Origin of the sequence: Rahnella sp. CG8 (assembly GCF_023701875.1) — a bacterium.
GTDB lineage: Bacteria > Pseudomonadota > Gammaproteobacteria > Enterobacterales > Enterobacteriaceae > Rahnella > Rahnella aceris.
Genome location: NZ_JABAED010000008.1, coordinates 49,654 through 66,617, shown reverse-complemented (window position 1 = coordinate 66,617; position 16,964 = coordinate 49,654). Strand labels below are relative to the sequence as shown.

Genomic DNA, 16,964 nt, shown 5'->3' with positions numbered 1-16,964 from the left:
ATAAAGTGGCTCACCTCTGAGCCTTAAAAGGATTCACCATGAAAACGTTCAATTCTGTATCCGCGCTGAAGAATCATAAAATACGTCTGGATCATAATGTCTTCGTTAATGGTTATTTTCAGGCCGGTGACGGCGGCGGCGGTCATTATCACTGGGACAAAAACTGCGTTCTGCCCGCCAATAACGGCACAGTCATCCCTTCTGACCACTCGGACACCGGACGCTGGCTGCTTATCCATCAGGGCGTGGGCGATTTCCGCACTTTCGGTATTCTCAATGCTGAGCAACCCGCCGACGATGCGCTGGATGCATTAGTCAATGACCCGGCTATCAGCCAGATCTTCGCTTTTTCAGATTTGCTTTTTCAGCGCCGCCATCGTTTCTCACGCTCAGACATCACCCTGGATTTCCAGAACAACCGGGTTTTCACCACCGGCATTGCCAGCGCACCGGTCAATGACCCGTTTGCCGCCGTACTGTTCTTCCGGGGCACGGTGACCGGCACCCCCGTCTCCTTCACGCTGACTGAAACGTTGCAGGAGCAAACGGATATTTTCCCGGTCGCGGATTCGTCACTGTTCAGCGTGGGCGACTGGTATGCAGTGCAGGTTGCACCGGTGAAAGGCGCGGCGGAACGCGAGCTGCAAAAGCTGGTGGAAATCATCGCGATTCCTGACAGCACGCATATTCAGATTGGCTATTACAACGGCTGGGAACTGCTGGCTGGCAGGGTGATCAGCTGGCAGAAAGTCGAACCGGTCGCATTCGTCACCATCAAAAATATGCAGTTCTTCGGGGCGGGGGCTGATCAGATCAGCGGCAGCCATCCGGTGGCGTTCGAATACGGTGTTTACACCAATGTCGAAGGGATCCATTCGACGGGCTCGTTCTGGCCGGTGGTGATGCGCCGCTGGAATACCCATTATCTGACGCAGCAGTGCTCTCTCATTAATCCGCCGAACACCGCCTTTGGCGGTGCCGGATATCTGACACAGCAAATCTATTGTCTGTATGGACATGTCAGTGATTGCAGCGTGGCGAACGCGCGGCATTTAAATGATTTCACGGCGTCGGCATATTGCCTGGTCGAGAATTGTCACGCCAGCGGACAGAGCGCGGAAAAAGGCCCGTTCGTGACTCACGGTCAGTACGAACATGATCTCACCTATACCGGCAATTCCGGCCTGATGACCTTTGCCAATTCCGGTGCCACCTGGGGAGGCAGCGCCAAACGTATCAATGTACGTAAGCACGTCTGTCCGTGGTTTGTCGCCCGCTCCGGCGTGAGTGAACTGACGCTGGAAGATCTGGTGGTGATCACCAACGAGACTATCCCGCAGTCCGGGATGTTGTGGGTGAATGCCGACGGTTTGCAGATGACCGGCTGTACCGCTGACCGCACCCTGATTATCAGCCAGGCATCGCAACGCGCTGCGCGCCCGAACGTTATTCGTCAGTGTCAGTTTTCCCTGCAGGAGGACGGCGCGCCGGTAGTACAAAGCAACGTCACTGCCGCCATCACCTTTACCGATACGGTATTTAATGACATCAACGGGCATTCATTTGACAGCACGGCGCCGGTGAATTTTGTCCGCTGTACGTTTAATGCCACCACCGAATTTGCACCGCTCACGCTGAAATCCTCCACACTGTCGGTTCAGGCATCGCAGTTTAATCAGGTCGGCTTCACGCTTTCCGGCACTGCGCCAAAGCAAATCGATATTCTTTCCTCAACCCTGACGCAGGCAACGTTCGACTTCACCGACGTCGCCGCACAACCCGCCAGTTCACTGATGTTCCTTAATAACCGTTTATCCGGCAGCACCGTCATCGCCCAACCACCCGCCGGAGATCGGGTGATATGGCAGCAGAATATGAGTTTTCCCTGAAGCAGGATTTTTCGAAAGAATGTGAGTCGCAGGAACGCGGCCAGCGAGCGACCCCATAATATGAAAGGAAGTTTTTTCGAAATAGTTTGAGTGACAGGAAGGCGGCAAGCGAGCGAATACCCGGGAGCATAGATTACTATGTGACCGGGTTGAGCGAACGCAGCCAACGCATCTGCCGCTCAAAATATGAAGAAAAAAAAGCCAGCACCCGGCTGGCTAAGTAATACTGGAAGCAATGTGAGCAATGTCGTGCATTCATGGGGACCCGTTTGACCTTGGTGTGAGGCCATCCCCGGAACGCATGGCAATAATAATCATTATCATTCGCACTTGTAAAGCGTTTTTTTCACCAAACATTCGATTGACAGTTTTCCTATTCCTGATAAATGTAGAGGATATTCAAACAGTAACCACAAAAAGAGGAGTGTCGCCATGAGCGAAATAGTCATTCGTCACGCTGAAGCCGCAGATGCAGAGGCGCTTCAACACCTATACGCTCAGGTTCCTGTTTACAGCGACACCCTGCAACTCCCTTATCCACCCGCCACGCTATGGGAAGATCGCCTTGCCAATGCCGCACCCGGCCGGTTCGCGCTGGTTGCGTGTATCGACGGCAAACTGGTGGGCAATCTCACCCTGATGGTTGAGCAGCCGTGGCGACGCCGTCATGTAGCGACTTTCGGTATTGGTGTGGATACGCAATTTCAGGGAAGAGGCGTCGGCAGTCAGCTGATCGCTGCTGCCCTTGAGTTGTGTGACAAATGGTTGCACGTGATCCGCGTCGAGCTGACGGTTTATGCCGATAATGATGCCGCAATCGGGCTGTACAAAAAGTTCGGTTTCAGCGTTGAAGGCCTCAGCCCGAGCTACGCAATGCGCGACGGCGAGCTGGTGGATACGCTGCATATGGGCCGCATCCGTGGCGAACGGCAACCGGTTTAATCAGCACTGACGGAGGCGCTGGTTTCAGCCGGAGGCTGACGTAACAGCAACCGGACGACCAGCGCCAGCGCCATCAGCACCAGCAGCGCCGAGCCAAGATAAATCGCATCAATGCCAGCCTGCGCCATCAGCACACCGGCCAGCGGGCCGGTAATCCCCAGAGATAAATCAAGGAATGCCGAATAGGTCGCCAGCGCGCTGCCCTGATTTTCCTGCGGCAACTTTTTGACTGCCACCACGCCCAGCGCCGGATAGACCAGCGAGAAACCCACACCGGTAATGAAAGCACCGGCCATTGCTGCCCACGCCGTCGGGGCGAAAAACACCATAATCAGCCCGGCAATCTCCACCACAAAACAGGCCAGCGCCACACGCAATCCGCCAAAACGGTTGATGCTGTTGGGCAATAACAGCCGCATGCCGACAAAGGCCACACTGAAGAATGTCAGGGAAAATGCCGCGCCCGGCCAGCCTTTCGCGGCATAAAACAGGGTGATGAAGGTGGCAATCACCCCAAAACCGGTGGACGCCAGCGCCAGCATCATGCCGTAAGGCAATATTTTCCCCAGCACCTGGCGGAACGGGATTTGCGCCGGGGCTTTTGTGACCACCGGCGGCTTGCGCCACGCGGTGATGAGCGCCGTCAGCGCCACCAAAATGATGCACACCGACAACAGCGTCAGGCCGCCGAAACTGAAAATCAGCACACCGAGTGGCGCACCGATCGCCATCGCACCGTAAGTTACCACCCCGCTCCATGAAATCACTTTGCCGATATGCAGGGAGCCGACCACGCTGATGCCCCACAGCGTCGAACCGGTTCCGGCAAAACTTTGCCCGGCACCAAGCATCACGCGCCCGAGACATAACAACGCCAGACTGACCGCCGGTGTGGCGTCAAATCCCAGTGCCAGCAGATAGAACACACCGCTGAGCAGGCAGCCGCTCAGCCCGAATATCACCACCCTTTTTGGCCCGACTTTATCCGCATAACGCCCGGCATAAGGGCGGCTCAGCAGCGTCGCGAAATATTGCAGGCTGATGACCAGTCCCGCCCAGAAAGCACTGTAGCCGAGATGCTCATGTACATAACCCGGCAGGATCGCCAGTGGCAGGCCGATGGTCAGATAGTTGGCAAAATTGAACACCAGAATCGAGAGAATTCGCAGCGTGGTCTTTGACGGACTGGTGGCAGTCAGGTCGGGCGAAGCAGCGTCAGGCATGGAAAGTCGCGTCTCACAAAAAAGGGTTCTGGCATGTTACGAAGCCGTAAATGAGTGTTTGACTTTATTAGCAATGGCTTGCTTTCGCAACAAATTGAACCGTTGTTTTACTCAGGCTTCCCCGTACTGCCATCAAAGTGACACATCACTGTCATGCGCGCTGATTATGGTCGGGAGACTTCAACCGGAGGACATCCTATGTTCAGCATGGATACCCTGTTTCAGGATCTCGACCCGCAGCAGAAAACCCCTTCCTGGCAACGCAAACTGTTAAAAATCCTGTTCCGCGAAAAAGAGTTTCACCGTTTCGCCGATCAGTATCCGCACCTGAAAGGCATTGATATGGCCGAGCAGGTACTTGAACATTTTAATATCCGCTGTGAACTGACCGAGCGCGACCGGGAGCAAATCCCGAGCTACGGCCCGGTAGTTATCGTAGCGAATCATCCGATTGGCACGCTGGACGGGCTGGCGATATTACATGCGGTGGCGTCGGTACGTCCGGATGTCAAAGTGGTGGCGAATCAGTTGCTGTCGCTGGTGTCTTCGCTCGGCAGCCTGATGATCCCGGTGGATAATATGGGCAACCGCACGCGGCGCAATCAGGTCACACAGATGCAGGAACATCTGGAGAATCAGGGCGTGCTGATTGTGTTCCCCGCAGGTGAAGTATCCCGCATGAGTTCGAAAGGCGTGCGCGACGGAAAATGGCACACCGGATTTATCCGCCTCGCCGCCAAAGCCCGTGCACCGGTGGTGCCGGTACATATCAGTGGCAGCAACAGCGCGCTGTTTTATCTCAGTTCCATGATTTACCGCCCGCTCAGTACGCTTTTACTGGTACATGAAATGTTCGGCCAGCGCGGCAACAGCCTGACGCTTAAAATCGGTGCGCGCATTCCGTATACCAGCTGGCACGATGGACAAATGCAGGCGGGCGATCTGGCAGCGCGTTTTCGTAAACACCTTTACCGCCTCGGCGCTGGCAAGCCGGGTTTGTTCCACACCGAAACGTCGATTGCCCGTGCGGAAAACCGTGCGGTACTAAAACACGCGCTGGAAGCCAGCGAAGTGCTGGGCAACACGCCGGACGGCAAAATGATTTACCTCTATCGTCGTCACGGTGAAGACACTGTGCCGATTTTGCGCGAGCTGGGGCGTTTGCGCGAAATCGCGTTCCGCGCCGTGGGCGAAGGCAGTGGTCGCCGCCGTGATCTCGACGGCTATGACGATGATTATTATCACCTGGTTTTATGGGATCCGCAGGCGCTGGAAATTGTCGGTGCTTACCGGTTCATCCCGACCGCAGAACAAGTCGCCAGCAAAGGGCTGAACGGGATCTACAGCCAGAGCCTGTTCCACTATGGCCATCAGATGGACCCGATTCTGGCGCAGGGTGTCGAACTCGGGCGCAGCTTTATTCAGCCCGCCTACTGGGGAAAGCGCGGGCTGGATTATCTGTGGCTCGGCATCGGCGCGTATCTGGCGAAATATCCGCAGACCCGTTATCTGTTTGGTCCGGTGTCGATTTCCGGCGGAATGCCGCTGCCCGCCCGTGATTTACTGGTGGCGTTTTACCGCCTGTATTTCTCCCCGGCATTACCGCTGGCGACATCACGACGTCCGTATCCGGCTTCGCTGCCCGATGTGTTAGCACAGTTTTGCGGCGATGATTATCAGGAAGACTTGCAGCGCCTGAAACGCCTGCTGGCGAATCTCGGGTGCAGCATTCCGGCGTTGTATAAACAATATTCCGAGCTTTGCGAAACCGGTGGTGTGCAGTTTATTGATTTCGGCAGCGACCCTGAATTCAACAACTGCATCGACGGGTTAGTGCTGGTGGATCTCAGCCAGTTAAAACCGGCGAAGTTTGAGCGGTATATTGCAGTGCATCAGGCAGAATAGATCACCGGGCTTCTCCCTCTTTAACGGGGGAGGAGAAAAACGTCTCTTTCCCGCAGGTTGCCTTATAGTCATCCGCCATTGCCATTTTCAGCAGTAAATCATGACCAATGTAATTGCTCCAGTTGAAGGTATTCTGTAAAACCACTACCGCATTTTTATGCTTCTTATCAAAACCAATATAACTGGAATAGCCGCCGATATAACCGACCTGATAAGTAATAATCTGGCCATCTTTATAATCCGTGACCCAGGCAATATTGGCCGCTTCTATTTTTCGCTGGAAATAGATTTTTTCCGTCACCTGAATGGCGTCACTGAGATCGCCTGGTTGTGAATCATCAATATGCGCCCGCAGATATTTCAGCAAGTCATCAGCATTACTGTAAAGGCTGGCCGCCGCTACCATATTATTCGAGAAATGCCAGTCGGGAACGACCTCGCCACGGCGGATAAGTTTAGGCTGATCTCCCGCATGTCCAATCGCACGATACGGATAGGCTTTTAACTGGCTGGCATAAAAACTGGTGTTACCCATTTTTAAGGCATTAAAAATAAAGGCATAAGATAATTGCTGGATATCTTCACCAGTTTTCAATTTCAGAATATAACCGAGCAGTGCATACCCTAAATTAGAATATTGCGGCACAAGCAATAATGGCTTTTTAAATGACGACAGATTATCCACAACGGCGTCGCTGTCCAGTTCATGATAGAAGTTGTCGCCGGTATATAAATACCTGAGAAAACTTTCCAGCATATCTTTGGTCATTTTCTGACGGGGCAATCCCGAAGTATGCGTCGCCAGTTGCAGCAGAGTGATATTTTTAGCGTCTTCGCTCAGCGGAATATTTTTTGGCAGTAAATCTGCCAGTTTGTCATCCCACTTTAGCTGCCCTTTGTCGACCAGCCCCGCCACCACTTCTCCCGTCACGCCTTTACTGACCGAACCAAGCGCAAATAGCGTTTCGCCATCAATTTTGTAGCCGTTCACCGCGTTGGTATAGCCATAACCCCAGGTTCTGGCCGCGCCGTTATTTCTGATGATCCCGACCGCCATGCCGCTGGATTTTTCTCTGTGCAGATATCGCTGCGCGACGGTATCCACCATGTCGTCAAGATTTTGGCTACAGGCAAGCTGCTTCACTTCATGAGGATTTTCCTCCACCTGCATTTCAGAAAGTGTACCGCATGACGTCAGAAGCAGAGGAAGCATGATGCTTAAACCGGTAAATCGTCCCGTCATTCTTTTCATTTCATTGATTTATACAGCGCAATAGCACGGTAACAATTATGGGTAAACATCAGATGACCTTGTGACAGAGAAAGAGACATGCCGGATGGCGCAGTGCAGGCCGCAGACTGGGTTATTTCTTCGCGCTTTTCAATGAGAAATTGCTGTGTTCCTGATGTTCTTTTCAACAAACCTTCCTGCCCCTTCGGGAATAATTCAAAAACCGACTCAATGAGAATGAAAAATTTCTTTAAATGCATAAAAAATCACTTTAAACATTCACATCACGAACATTGAATTAACGTAAATTGTTGAATTAGATCAGTTTAATTAATGTTGATGCAACATTTGCCGATAACCTTGATTCACATCCTGCCGCTTTCCTGAAGGCGGGACTTTTAAAATCAGGGGAAAATATGAACATCACACAGCGTCTTTTACTGACGTTCTCGCTGCTTTCTGCGGCCCTTATCACAATGGGCATCGTCGCGATCATGTTGATTTCGGGTTTCCAGAACCGGTTTGAATATGTTCAGGTCAATACGATCCCTTCAATTAAGGATCTCAATAATCTTATTGATCAAAGCAATAAGCTTTCTCTCACCCTCTATAAACATCAGAGCCAGACTGATAACAGCAAAATGCCTGAAGTAGAAACCCGCATTCAGCAGCAGATTACCGGGTTAAAAACGCTGACAGATTATTATCTGCAGCACGACATCTCAGATGCTGAAGATGAAAGGCTGACGCACGTGGCTTTCGACAATATTCGTAAAGTGGAGGAGGCGCTTCCCGCCTTTCTGACCTCTTCACGGGCGCATCAGGACGAGGTCACTCTGGCAATGATTGAGGGCGATGACAGCATCGGCGGGGCTATCCGTCAGCTCATCTCCGATTACCGAAAGCAGCTTACCTTAAATATCAACATTGGTGAGGAGCTGCGGGCCACCAACCACAGCATTTTCAGCACCACACTGTGGGGAATGGGCGGCAGCGTAACGATCATTATCCTGCTGTTGGGATCCCTTGCACTGGCCACCATCCGTCGGGTACGAAAAAGCCTGCTGGACATCGGGGGGATTATGGCCGTTGCCAGCGAGCGGCTTGATCTGACAGTGAGCGCCGATGACAGCCGTCATGATGAAGTGGGCAACATGGCCCGCGCGTTCAACAACCTGATGCAACGCGTATCCGGAGCGCTGCTGTCTGTGAGCGCGGCTTCCCAGTCCGTCAGCAGCGCCTCGGCACAAATCGCGGCCGGTAACGAAGATCTCTCCTCGCGCACCGAGCAGCAAGCGGCCTCTCTGGAACAAACGGCCGCCAGCATGACCGAGCTCAGTGAAACGGTTCGCCAGACGGCTGACAACACGCGCCAGGCCAGCCAGCTGGCGGGTAACATGAATGCGCTGTCGGAGAAAAGTGCATCATCACTTGAGACGATGCTGGGTACGATGGGTGATATCCGCAGCAGTTCGCGCAAAGTCACTGAGATCATCACGCTTATCGAAGGCATCGCCTTCCAGACCAATATTCTGGCGTTAAATGCTGCCGTAGAAGCGGCACGAGCCGGTGAGCACGGTAAAGGCTTTGCTGTTGTTGCCGGTGAAGTCAGAAATCTTTCACAACGTTCGACCACCGCCGCGCGTGAGATAAAAGAACTGATCGACCTTTCCTACAGCCTGATCGAAGCCGGTGCCCATCAGGCGGGCGATGTCGGCGAGAACATGAACTCCATGGGTAATGCCATCCGTCAGGTGACTGATTTGGTCAACGAGATTGCCGCAGCGGCAACAGAACAGAGTCAGGGAATTTCTCAGGTGCATCAGGCGGTCAATCAGATGGATGACGTGACCCAGCAGAACGCCGCGCTGGTTGAAGAAGCCTCTTCAGCCTCGCGCTCGTTGCAGGATCAGGCGGATGGCCTGGCGAGACTGGTCGGCGAATTCCACCTCAGCAACGCCACGGCTCAGCATCAGTCCCTGGCAAAACCGGCGCAGGCACTTGGTGCCCTTCCACGCAAGGAAAAGCCGGGGGCACTCTCAGCCAATGAGGCCGACTGGCAAAGCTTCTGATCAGGCTTTTACCGTCGTCTTATTACCGGGAGAACGTCATTATGGAAAATCTTCAGGAGCATACCGGCCATCTGGAAAAACACAGGGCGCTGGTAGAGAGCTTCGAACAGATGGCGGCGCTGGTGAATCAGCTTGCTACGGGAGAATACCGGTCGCTGGATTTGTACATTAATAACTGCCGCCATTTTCGCGATCGCAGTCTGGAAGTTCAGGCGGTGCTGGCAGATAAGCGTTTTGAAACATACCTGATGCGCAATGATATTACGCTGTATTACAGCATTCACAGCGTAAATATGGCCTTCGGCATGATGACCAACATGCTGGAAAATTTGAAAGGTTTTTTGTCCTGAGAATGTGTTACCGGGGATACGGTAACGCGGCACGGGGTATTTTTTAATCTTTCCCCTGAAGGATCACTTGCTCCTTCAGGGGGATTTTTAATTCACCGCGCAGACAGCACCTCATGATGACGGGTACGGGATGAAGAGTGTTAACTGCCACGAACAGCCACCAGATCCTGCGCACATGCCCACGCCGAGCTCCATGCCCACTGGAAATTGTATCCGCCCAGCCAGCCGGTCACATCCACCACTTCGCCGATAAAATACAGGCCGGGGACTTTCGCTGCCGCCATCGTTTTTGAAGATAATTCTTTGGTATCGACGCCGCCGAGTGTGACTTCCGCCGTGCGGTAACCTTCGGTGCCGTTCGGCTGTACCTGCCAGTTTTGCAGTTGCTCAACCAGTTCGGCCTGCTGCGGCACGTTCAGCTGTTTCAGTGTCACGTCCGGCAACTGCCCCAGCGTTTGCAGGCATTCGACCAGACGCTTCGGCAGTTGCATCGCCAGCGTGTTTTTCAGACTCTGATTTGGGTGTTCCTGACGCTGTGCATTCAGAAACGCCGCCAGATCGACATCAGGAAGTAAGTTAACGCTCACAAACTCGCCAGGCTGCCAGTAACTGGAAAGCTGTAAAACGGCCGGGCCGGACATGCCACGATGGGTAAAAAGAATGCTTTCACGGAAGACAGTGCCGTCTTCAGCAGTAAGCACCGCCGGGACTGACACCCCGGAAAGCGTCTGCAAGTGATCGAGCAGCGGCTTGTGCAGGGTAAATGGCACCAGACCGGCGCGGGTCGGCAGTACTTTCAGGCCAAACTGTTCCGCCAGACGGTAACCGAAGGGTGTCGCGCCCAGCCCTGGCATGGAAAGCCCGCCGCTGGCAATAACAAGTGAGTGAGTGCTTACAGTTGAGCCATTCACTTTGATAACAAAGCCATTTTCGGTTTTCTGCACGTCGGAAATCTCGCTGCGCAAGCGCACATCGACATTGCCCTGCTCGCATTCTTTATCGAGCATGGTGACGATTTGCTGCGCCGAGTCGTCGCAGAATAGCTGCCCGAGCGTTTTCTCGTGCCAGGCGATGCCGTAACGGTTGACCATATCGATGAAATCCCACTGGGTGTAACGCGCCAGCGCGGATTTACAGAAATGCGGGTTTTCGGAAAGATAGGCAGCGGGTTCGGCATAAAGGTTGGTGAAATTGCAGCGTCCGCCGCCTGACATCAGAATTTTTCGCCCGGTTTTTTTGCCGTTATCCAGCAGCAGAACACGGCAGCCACCCTGTCCGGCCTGTGCTGCGCAGAACATGCCTGCCGCACCTGCACCAATGACTACCACATCAACCTGTTCCACTTTTGGCCTCTCTTTTCCGGAAATTCAACTACGTTTTAGATAAGGTTTGCCCTGTTAACCGGGGCTTTGAGTCGCGGATTGTAAGGGACGGAGGGCTGTTAAACCAGCCAGACAGACTGCTTGCCGGACGTCGTAAGTAAATGTTTCTGCGTTCAAAGGAGGAATAACATATTGATAGATAAATACTTAATTGAAATAAAGCCAAACATTGAACTGTTTTTAGTCAAAAAAATGTCATATTTTCCTTTTCCCGTCCCCCTGTTCTCGCAGATAATGCGCGGCGTTCATGACCACTAACTGGCGTAACAATTATGCTGCATCTATTTGCCGGATTGGATATTCATACCGGTTCGTTATTGATTCTCGCGTTACTGTTTGTTCTGTTCTATGAAGCCATTAACGGTTTTCATGATACGGCCAACGCAGTGGCAACCGTCATCTATACCCGGGCAATGCGTTCGCAATTAGCGGTCGTGATGGCAGGGGTATTTAACTTCTTTGGCGTCCTGCTCGGTGGTTTGAGTGTGGCCTATGCCATCGTTCATTTACTGCCAACCGATTTGCTGCTCAATGTGGGTTCTGCTCATGGCCTTGCCATGGTGTTCTCTATGTTACTGGCCGCGATCATCTGGAACCTCGGTACCTGGTATTTCGGCCTGCCGGCGTCCAGCTCCCACACCCTTATCGGCGCCATCATTGGCGTAGGGCTGACCAATGCATTAATGACTCACACCTCTGTGGTCGATGCGTTAAACATCCCTAAAATGATTGGTATTTTTGCTTCGCTGATTATCTCTCCGCTGGTCGGGATGATTATCGCCGGTACCATGATTTTCCTGCTGCGCCGTTACTGGAGTGGCAATAAGAAACATGCCCGTATCCACCTGACACCCGCGGAACGTGAGAAGAAAGACGGCAAGAAAAAACCGCCATTCTGGACACGTACCGGTCTGATTCTGTCGGCTATCGGCGTGAGTTTCTCTCACGGCGCTAACGATGGTCAGAAGGGTATCGGTCTGATCATGCTGGTGCTGATTGGCGTGGCGCCAGCCGGTTTTGTGGTGAATATGAACGCGACCGGTTACGACATTACCCGTACCCGCGACGCCGTGACACACCTCGGCCAGTATTATCAGCAACATGTTGATGCCGTGCCGCACGTGGTTGCACAGACGCCAATAGTGCCGGCACCGGACGTCAATATCGCACCGACCGATGAGCCTAAAGTGTTCCACTGCGACAGCAGCCACGCACTTGACGCTATCGGCCGCGCGCAAACCCTGCTGACCAATCTTCAGTCTTACAGCGACCTGGCACCGGAAGAACGCAGCCATATGCGTCGCCTGCTGATGTGTGTTTCTGATACTGCGGATAAAGTGGCCAAGCTGCCGGAAACCTCTCCTGCAGACAAACGCTTCCTCGGCGAGCTGAAAACAGACATTCTGCAAACCGTTGAATACGCGCCTATCTGGATCATTATCGCTGTGGCACTGGCACTGGCGCTGGGTACGATGATTGGCTGGAAACGTGTCGCAACCACTATCGGTGAGAAGATTGGTAAGAAAGGCATGACTTACGCACAGGGTCTGTCTGCACAGCTCACGGCGGCGGTCTCCATCGGCGTAGCCAGCTATACCGGCATGCCGGTATCCACCACGCACGTGCTGTCTTCTGCGGTCGCAGGAACCATGATTGTCGATGGTGGCGGTGTGCAGTCGAAAACCGTGAAAAACATCGCGATGGCGTGGGTCTTAACCCTGCCTGTGTCGATTGTGCTTTCCGGTGTCCTGTACTGGATTGCACTGAAGCTGATCTGATGATTGTCTGACCGGCATGAAATAAAAAGGCGACCTTGCTCAGCAGGTCGCCTTTTTTGTTTCCTTTTTCACGCATCCTCCCTCGCGTTTCTTTCCGTTTCTAATACCAAATCAGCATGGCTAACATACTGATTAATATTAAACCGACCAATGCTGTTGTCAGGATAAACTGACCGCGAACCCGTTCACAACGGCGAATAAACTCAGGATCGTGATGTTCAACGTAGCGCTGAGCATAAATATAGCGTACCAACCTTATTTGCTTGCTGGGCTGACCGTGAGACGTAAAAAATCCTCCTCCATCAACGTACTGATACAGCAGCGGATCACACCCTCGCAGAACCACCAGCAATGCGCGCAAAGAAGAGTAATAGCGCAGCATATTCACTACACACACAAAACATAAAGCCCAAAACAGCGCAACGGGACTGATCATGATTCCCCCTCAAGGCGAACTGACACCGCGCAATGCGCCCGTCGTGCTGGCACACACCCGGCGTTTCGCCCTGCCTTTCCGCAATTTCACACCCCCGGGCTACGTTCGCCCGCCCTCTTGCCCTATCACAGAAGATTGCCAAAACAGGAGACGCCTGCATTATTCAGTGTAGGAAACGAATCCGTAACTGTTCATATTATTTATATCTATACATAGCCGGAAACGGAAATGGGATCTGTATGCTTGATTTATTTAACCCTTTTGGCGCTATACTGAAGTCATGAGTTTTGCATGATGCTGATATTGCTATTAACCGACTTATGGAAGGAGTTTTCTTATGGCTTACAAACACATACTTATTGCTGTGGACTTGTCACCGGAGAGCAAAGTTCTGGTCGAGAAAGCCGTTTCCATGGCGCGTCCGTATAACGCCAAAGTGTCCCTGATCCACGTTGATGTAAACTATTCAGACCTGTATACCGGTCTGATCGACGTTAATCTGGGTGACATGCAGAAACGTATTTCCGAAGAAACGCATCACGCGTTGAACGAACTGTCGCAAAATGCCGGCTATCCGATTTCAGAAACCCTGAGCGGCAGCGGTGATTTAGCGCAGGTGCTGGTGGATGCCATCAACAAATATGGCATGGACTTAGTACTGTGCGGCCATCACCAGGATTTCTGGAGCAAACTGATGTCCTCCGCACGCCAGCTAATCAACACCGTTCATATCGACATGCTGATCGTGCCGTTGCGCGATGAGGAAGAAGAAGAATAAGAGGCGTTGTTGTTAATTTAAAAAAGCCCGCAGGTTTTCACCTGCGGGCTTTTTTTTATGACAGTAGTGGAAAGACGTTACAGCAGCGGCTTTCTATAACGGCGTATAGATATCAAACCGGTGGCTCTTGGTCACCACGGCGGCCTGTGCGGGGATGTCGGCCATCGGCGGCGCATAATCCGGGCGTTTCACCACAATACGTTTGGTCGCTAAACGGCGTGCCGGTTCCAGCAGGCCATCGGCATCTTCGTCCGGGCCAACCAGTCCCTGAAACACGCGCATCTCTTTCTTCACCAGCGCACTTTTCTGTTTGTGCGGATACATCGGGTCGAGATACACCACTTCCGGCTTTGGCGAAAGCTCAGCAAGCGCCGTCAGGCTTGAGACGTGCAGCAGCGTCATACGCTCGCGCAGCCACGGGCCAATTTCTGCATCGCGATAACCCCGCGCCAGCCCGTCATCAAGCAGTGCCGCGACCACCGGATTACGTTCCAGCATCCGCACTTTGCAACCCAGAGAAGCCAGCACAAACGCATCGCGGCCCAGCCCGGCGGTCGCGTCGACGACATCCGGCAGATAGCGCCCCTTGATGCCGACAGCTTTGGCCACCGCTTCACCGCGCCCGCCGCCAAATTTGCGACGATGCGCCATCGTGCCGCCGACAAAATCGACATAAATCGCGCCGAGTTTCGGCTCATCACGTTTACGTAATTCCAGACGTTCAGGCGTCAGCACCAGTGCCATCACAGCATCCGGGTCAGACGTCAGATTCCAGCGCTGCGCCAGAACAGATAAGGCGCCTTCATCGGCGCCTTCTTCACACAGTAAACACACACTCACAGGCAGAGGTTATCCTTTGATTCCGTAGTGGCGCAGCATAGCATCCAGCTGCGGCTCACGCCCGCGGAAGCGTTTGAACAGCTCCATAGGCTCTTCGGAACCGCCGCGCGACAGAATGTTATCCAGGAACGACTGACCGGTTTCGCGGTTGAAAATCCCTTCTTCTTCAAAGCGGGAATAGGCATCTGCAGACAGCACTTCCGCCCACAGATAGCTGTAGTAACCGGCCGCATAACCGCCTGCAAAGATGTGGCTGAAGGCATGCGGGAACCGGCCCCATGAAGGTGACGGCACCACGGCAACCTGTTTCTTGATTTCAGCCAGCGTTTGCAGGATTTGCGCGCCTTTAGCCGGGTCGTATTCCGCATGCATACGGAAATCGAACAGGCCGAATTCCAGCTGACGCAGGATAAACAACGCCGCCTGATAGTTTTTCGCCGCCAGCATTTTATCCAGCATCTCTTTCGGCAACGGTTCGCCGGTTTCGAAATGACCGGAGATGAACGCCAGTGCGTCCGGCTCCCAGCACCAGTTTTCCATAAACTGGCTTGGCAGCTCGACGGCATCCCACGGCACACCGGCAATACCGGCGACTCCCGGCGTGTCGATGCGGGTCAGCATATGATGCAGGCCGTGACCGAATTCATGGAACAGCGTCGTGACTTCGTTATGGGTAAACAGCGCCGGTTTGTTGCCGACCGGACCGTTAAAGTTACAGGTCAGGTACGCGACCGGTTTTTGCAGTTCGCCGTCGGCTTTACGCATGCTGCCAACGCAGTCGTTCATCCATGCGCCACCGCGTTTGTGTTCGCGGGCATACAGGTCGAGATAGAAGCTGCCGCGCAGGTCGCCGGTTTCATCGAACAGGTCGAAGAAACGCACGTCTTTATGCCAGGTTTCTACGTCTTTACGTTCTTTGGCGGTGATGCCGTAAATGCGTTTCACCACTTCAAACAGCCCTTCCAGCGCACGCTGCTCAGGGAAGTAAGGACGTAACTGTTCGTCGTTGATGGAGAACAGATGCTGTTTCTGTTTTTCGCCGTAGAACGGCAAATCCCAGGCTTCCATTTCGTCCACACCGAAATATTCTTTGGCGAAAGCACGCAGTTGGGCCAGTTCCTGCTCGCCCTGCGGACGCGCACGGGTTGCCAGACCGCTCAGGAAGTCGATCACCTGTTTCGGGCTTTCGGCCATTTTGGTGGCGAGAGACATATCCGCGAAAGAATCAAAACCTAACAACTGAGCCAGTTCGTGACGCAGCGCCAGTTCTTCGGCCATGACTTCACTGTTGTCCCACTTACCGGCATTCGGACCCTGATCGGAGGCGCGGGTAGCAAATGCGCGGTACATCTCTTCACGCAGTTCACGGTTTTCGCCATAGGTGATCACCGGCAGATAGCTCGGGATATCCAGCGTCAACAGCCAGCCTTCCTGCTCTTTCGATTCTGCCAGCGCTTTCGCGGCGGCCAGCGCACTTTCCGGCAGACCTTTCAGGTCATTCTCATCAGTGATGAGTTTGCTCCAGCCCATCGTGGCGTCGAGCACGTTGTTGCTGTAGGTCGAACCCAGCTCAGACAGACGCGCGGAAATTTCGCCATAGCGCTTTTGTTTTTCCATCGGCAAACCAATGCCGGACAGCTCAAAATCACGCAGCGCGTTATCAATGGCTTTTTTCTGTGCCACGGACAGCGTGCTGAAATGTTCGCTGTCTTTTAAATCGCGGTAGGCCTGATACAAACCGGCGTGCTGCCCGGTCCAGGTGCTGAATTCAGACAGAATCGGCAGGCACTGCTCGTAAGCTTCACGCAGTTCCGGGCTGTTTTTTACGGCATTGAGATGCCCGATCGGCGACCAGATGCGGCTCAGGCGGTCATCACTTTCGGCCAGCGGTTGACAGAGATTTTCCCAGGTATAAGGCGCGCCCTGCGCGACAACACGTTCGATCGTCTGACGGCTTTCTTCGATAGCGGATTTCATCGCAGGGACAATATGTTCAGGCTTGATCGCAGAGAAAGGAGGCAGGGAGAACGGTTTTAAGAGCGGATTCGACGCGTTTTGCTGTTCAGTCATAGGGCCAGTCCTTCGTAATAGCGTTTGGGGCTGATGCGCCTGTGGCGCACCACGCCGTGAATTCGGGT

The 16,964-nt window shown here is 53.4% G+C and carries 14 protein-coding genes; 7 read left to right on the top strand and 7 right to left on the bottom strand.

Features of this window, described 5'->3' with window-relative positions; translation table 11 throughout:
- Window positions 1-38: 38 nt before the first annotated feature.
- Together HGO41_RS09810 and HGO41_RS09805 are read left to right on the top strand one after the other, a co-directional pair.
- The gene (locus tag HGO41_RS09810) at window positions 39-1,889 is read left to right on the top strand and encodes a putative phage tail protein (protein WP_250980991.1); all 1,851 of its coding nucleotides are present in this window, start codon (window positions 39-41) and stop codon (window positions 1,887-1,889) included.
- 432 nt (window positions 1,890-2,321) lie between these two features.
- Window positions 2,322-2,831, top strand: coding sequence for a GNAT family N-acetyltransferase (locus HGO41_RS09805; RefSeq protein ID WP_014411479.1), 510 nt, complete (start codon window positions 2,322-2,324; stop codon window positions 2,829-2,831).
- Here HGO41_RS09805 and HGO41_RS09800 read toward each other — a convergent pair.
- On the bottom strand, window positions 2,828-4,054 hold the full coding sequence (locus HGO41_RS09800) for an MFS transporter (RefSeq protein WP_013573533.1): 1,227 nt from the start codon (window positions 4,052-4,054) through the stop codon (window positions 2,828-2,830). The two genes, HGO41_RS09805 and HGO41_RS09800, sit on opposite strands and share 4 nt — an antisense overlap.
- A 198-nt stretch (window positions 4,055-4,252) precedes the next feature.
- Here HGO41_RS09800 and olsF point away from each other — a divergent pair, with 198 nt between their 5' ends.
- Window positions 4,253-5,959 carry a bifunctional ornithine lipid synthase OlsF gene (olsF, locus tag HGO41_RS09795; protein ID WP_013573532.1) on the top strand — a complete coding sequence of 569 codons (1,707 nt, stop codon included), beginning with the start codon at window positions 4,253-4,255 and terminating at the stop codon, window positions 5,957-5,959.
- A gap of 1 nt (window position 5,960) precedes the next feature.
- Here olsF and HGO41_RS09790 read toward each other — a convergent pair whose 3' ends face one another.
- Entirely contained in the window at window positions 5,961-7,172 is a 1,212-nt protein-coding gene (locus HGO41_RS09790; protein WP_250980990.1) for a serine hydrolase domain-containing protein, read from the bottom strand.
- 35 nt (window positions 7,173-7,207) lie between these two features.
- Window positions 7,208-7,450 (bottom strand): hypothetical protein, encoded by a 243-nt coding sequence (locus HGO41_RS09785; protein ID WP_013573530.1) that lies wholly within the window; start codon window positions 7,448-7,450, stop codon window positions 7,208-7,210.
- 156 nt (window positions 7,451-7,606) lie between these two features.
- Here HGO41_RS09785 and HGO41_RS09780 point away from each other — a divergent pair, with 156 nt between their 5' ends.
- Entirely contained in the window at window positions 7,607-9,262 is a 1,656-nt protein-coding gene (locus tag HGO41_RS09780) for a methyl-accepting chemotaxis protein (protein WP_112151948.1), read from the top strand.
- Between the two features lie 41 nt (window positions 9,263-9,303).
- A complete protein-coding gene (locus tag HGO41_RS09775; RefSeq protein WP_013573528.1) occupies window positions 9,304-9,612 on the top strand; it encodes a hypothetical protein in 309 nt (102 codons plus the stop codon).
- Between the two features lie 140 nt (window positions 9,613-9,752).
- Here HGO41_RS09775 and HGO41_RS09770 read toward each other — a convergent pair whose 3' ends face one another.
- Complete coding sequence (locus HGO41_RS09770; protein WP_112151949.1) at window positions 9,753-10,955, bottom strand: BaiN/RdsA family NAD(P)/FAD-dependent oxidoreductase; 1,203 nt, start codon at window positions 10,953-10,955, stop codon at window positions 9,753-9,755.
- Between the two features lie 311 nt (window positions 10,956-11,266).
- Here HGO41_RS09770 and pitA point away from each other — a divergent pair, with 311 nt between their 5' ends.
- Complete coding sequence (pitA, locus tag HGO41_RS09765) at window positions 11,267-12,772, top strand: inorganic phosphate transporter PitA (RefSeq protein ID WP_013573526.1); 1,506 nt, start codon at window positions 11,267-11,269, stop codon at window positions 12,770-12,772.
- Between the two features lie 100 nt (window positions 12,773-12,872).
- Here the strand turns inward: pitA and uspB are convergent, their stop codons facing one another.
- Window positions 12,873-13,208: a universal stress protein UspB gene (gene uspB / locus HGO41_RS09760; protein WP_013573525.1), complete on the bottom strand. Its 336-nt coding sequence runs from the start codon at window positions 13,206-13,208 to the stop codon at window positions 12,873-12,875.
- A 337-nt stretch (window positions 13,209-13,545) separates the two neighbouring features.
- Here uspB and uspA point away from each other — a divergent pair, with 337 nt between their 5' ends.
- The gene (gene uspA, locus HGO41_RS09755) at window positions 13,546-13,986 is read left to right on the top strand and encodes a universal stress protein UspA (protein WP_013573524.1); all 441 of its coding nucleotides are present in this window, start codon (window positions 13,546-13,548) and stop codon (window positions 13,984-13,986) included.
- Between the two features lie 93 nt (window positions 13,987-14,079).
- Here the strand turns inward: uspA and rsmJ are convergent, their stop codons facing one another.
- Both rsmJ and prlC read right to left on the bottom strand, forming a co-directional pair.
- Window positions 14,080-14,826 carry a 16S rRNA (guanine(1516)-N(2))-methyltransferase RsmJ gene (gene rsmJ / locus HGO41_RS09750; protein WP_037033739.1) on the bottom strand — a complete coding sequence of 249 codons (747 nt, stop codon included), beginning with the start codon at window positions 14,824-14,826 and terminating at the stop codon, window positions 14,080-14,082.
- 9 nt (window positions 14,827-14,835) lie between these two features.
- Window positions 14,836-16,896: an oligopeptidase A gene (gene prlC, locus HGO41_RS09745; RefSeq protein ID WP_153376658.1), complete on the bottom strand. Its 2,061-nt coding sequence runs from the start codon at window positions 16,894-16,896 to the stop codon at window positions 14,836-14,838.
- Between the last annotated feature and the right edge of the window lie 68 nt (window positions 16,897-16,964).

Coding starts and splice junctions, on each gene's coding strand:
- HGO41_RS09810 (WP_250980991.1), top strand. CDS start 39: ATGAAAACGTTCAATTCTGTATCCGCGCTGAAGAATCATAAAATACGT.
- HGO41_RS09805 (WP_014411479.1), top strand. CDS start 2,322: ATGAGCGAAATAGTCATTCGTCACGCTGAAGCCGCAGATGCAGAGGCG.
- HGO41_RS09800 (WP_013573533.1), bottom strand. CDS start 4,054: ATGCCTGACGCTGCTTCGCCCGACCTGACTGCCACCAGTCCGTCAAAG.
- olsF (WP_013573532.1), top strand. CDS start 4,253: ATGTTCAGCATGGATACCCTGTTTCAGGATCTCGACCCGCAGCAGAAA.
- HGO41_RS09790 (WP_250980990.1), bottom strand. CDS start 7,172: ATGCTTCCTCTGCTTCTGACGTCATGCGGTACACTTTCTGAAATGCAG.
- HGO41_RS09785 (WP_013573530.1), bottom strand. CDS start 7,450: ATGCATTTAAAGAAATTTTTCATTCTCATTGAGTCGGTTTTTGAATTA.
- HGO41_RS09780 (WP_112151948.1), top strand. CDS start 7,607: ATGAACATCACACAGCGTCTTTTACTGACGTTCTCGCTGCTTTCTGCG.
- HGO41_RS09775 (WP_013573528.1), top strand. CDS start 9,304: ATGGAAAATCTTCAGGAGCATACCGGCCATCTGGAAAAACACAGGGCG.
- pitA (WP_013573526.1), top strand. CDS start 11,267: ATGCTGCATCTATTTGCCGGATTGGATATTCATACCGGTTCGTTATTG.
- uspB (WP_013573525.1), bottom strand. CDS start 13,208: ATGATCAGTCCCGTTGCGCTGTTTTGGGCTTTATGTTTTGTGTGTGTA.
- uspA (WP_013573524.1), top strand. CDS start 13,546: ATGGCTTACAAACACATACTTATTGCTGTGGACTTGTCACCGGAGAGC.
- prlC (WP_153376658.1), bottom strand. CDS start 16,896: ATGACTGAACAGCAAAACGCGTCGAATCCGCTCTTAAAACCGTTCTCC.